The organism is Mesorhizobium sp. M7A.F.Ca.AU.002.02.1.1 (assembly GCF_003998535.1).
Taxonomy (GTDB): domain Bacteria; phylum Pseudomonadota; class Alphaproteobacteria; order Rhizobiales; family Rhizobiaceae; genus Mesorhizobium; species Mesorhizobium ciceri.
In genome coordinates this window covers 1-1,539 of record NZ_RZPB01001096.1, presented here as the reverse complement: position 1 = coordinate 1,539, position 1,539 = coordinate 1, and the positions used below count along the sequence as shown (strand labels likewise).

Here is a 1,539-nt window from a genome sequence, read left to right as displayed (position 1 = left end):
CGATAGTCTTGTAGTCGATGCCAGCGGCGGCCATGTTGGCCGGCAGATGGGTGGCATTGGTTTGCCATTGGCCGACGCCCGAACCGGCATCCATCATAATCACCTTGCCGTTCATCTTGAGGACGACGACGGTGAGCGGGATAGGCATGAAGTCTGTCGTCAGGCCGGCCTTGGCAAGGGCTGCCTTGGTGTCCTCGACGGAGACATCCTTGATGAAAGCTGGGTCGTGCGGCTTGCGCCAGATGCCGTCATAGATGGCGGTGATCTCGATATCGCCGACCATGTATTTGTAGAAGCCAACGGCCGGCTCGACTGCTGTTTCGGCGAAGGCAGGACGGGTGAATTCCAACCTGCCGGCGAGGCCGAATGCGGCAGCGGCAGTTGCGGACCCAAGCAACGTGCGACGTGTCATGTTAAACATGATGATCTCCTGTGTTAAGAGGTGGGGGTGGCGGAAAGCCAAGCGTGGCCCTCCGTCCTGATTGCCGAACCTATCGGTCCTGACCGGATGAAACTCAGTTGCCCCAGATGCCTTGGCCGTACTGCGCCGGCACGCTGGCATCGGCACCACCATGGATCTTCTTGACCTCTCGGATCGAGCTGGTGTGCGAGGTGTCGATTTTTGAAGCCGAATGGCTGGCGACCGGCTGGCGGGAAGTGTTCGAGCCGTAGTGGTCGCTGCCGGCGAAGGCCGTGCCACTGGCAACGAGGATGGCGGCAGCGGTAAGGACGATCTTTTTCATTGAAACAGTTCCTGATCTTGAGGATTGAGAGAAGTTGTTGTTTGGAGGTCGAGGCGCGTTCAGCGGCCCCAGAGTCCGTCGTTGTTGTGCCGGTTGATGATGTCCTGAACCGACCCCTGGCTCGGCCCGGTCGTCACCTTGGAGTCGACGCTGTCCTGACGCGGCGCGGAGGGAATGGAAGCAGTAGCGTTGGTGTCGACGCTGGTGGCCGGCTGGTTGGAGTTGGTGGCGCCATGGTCGCTGCCGGCAAAGGCAGCGCTTGAGGCAAGCAGCATGGCAGCCACGCTGAGAGCGAGCTTGGTCATTTTGGTAGATCCTTGTTTCGTTTCTTGGTTGCGTGCCGGGAAATTGGCCCCGCTAACAACAAGACTCGCCAAGACATCCCTTTATTCCCGGGTGGCGCGAAATTCTTTTGGAGGTCCCAAAATCAGGGACGGCGGCTGTCGGGAACTGGGCCAGCCGACGCTGCACGCGCACGTCCGAGGTCGGCACCATGCTGGTGCCGTGGGTCTGTCTGACCGCGAAGTAGCCGAGCCAGCGGTGACGTCGCACTTGATATTGGCTGAAAAGGTTTGGGCGGTCGGCTATCAGCCGGTCACGGTGGCGGCGCGGAAGCGCGCTACGAAATCGTCCAGCTCCGGCCGCTCCATGTCGGAAATCGCCCAGTAGGAGAAGGCGCCGTCGCTCCACTGCACCAGCGAAAAACCGCCCTCAGAGAGATCGACAGGGTCGGTCACAGCTCCGGCTTTTTGAGGCTCGGCGACAAGGGTGATCAGATGCTCGCGGTGGCGATAGA

At 60.6% G+C, this 1,539-nt stretch carries 2 protein-coding genes and 2 pseudogenes; all 4 read right to left on the bottom strand.

Translation table 11 applies throughout. The features are described 5' to 3' along the window. Window positions 1-421 (bottom strand): annotated as a pseudogene (locus EN879_RS35360) (MBL fold metallo-hydrolase); the annotation flags it as partial. 94 nt (window positions 422-515) lie between these two features. Beyond that, complete coding sequence (locus EN879_RS35355; protein ID WP_063170610.1) at window positions 516-743, bottom strand: DUF680 domain-containing protein; 228 nt, start codon at window positions 741-743, stop codon at window positions 516-518. A gap of 59 nt (window positions 744-802) precedes the next feature. Beyond that, window positions 803-1,048, bottom strand: a complete 246-nt coding sequence (locus EN879_RS35350; protein ID WP_127274689.1) for a DUF680 domain-containing protein — start codon at window positions 1,046-1,048, stop codon at window positions 803-805. 282 nt (window positions 1,049-1,330) lie between these two features. Beyond that, window positions 1,331-1,539 (bottom strand): annotated as a pseudogene (locus tag EN879_RS35345) (anti-sigma factor); the annotation flags it as partial.

What these genes read in the sequence shown, in the direction of transcription:
- EN879_RS35355 (WP_063170610.1), bottom strand. Translation starts at nt 743, where the DNA reads ATGAAAAAGATCGTCCTTACCGCTGCCGCCATCCTCGTTGCCAGTGGC.
- EN879_RS35350 (WP_127274689.1), bottom strand. Translation starts at nt 1,048, where the DNA reads ATGACCAAGCTCGCTCTCAGCGTGGCTGCCATGCTGCTTGCCTCAAGC.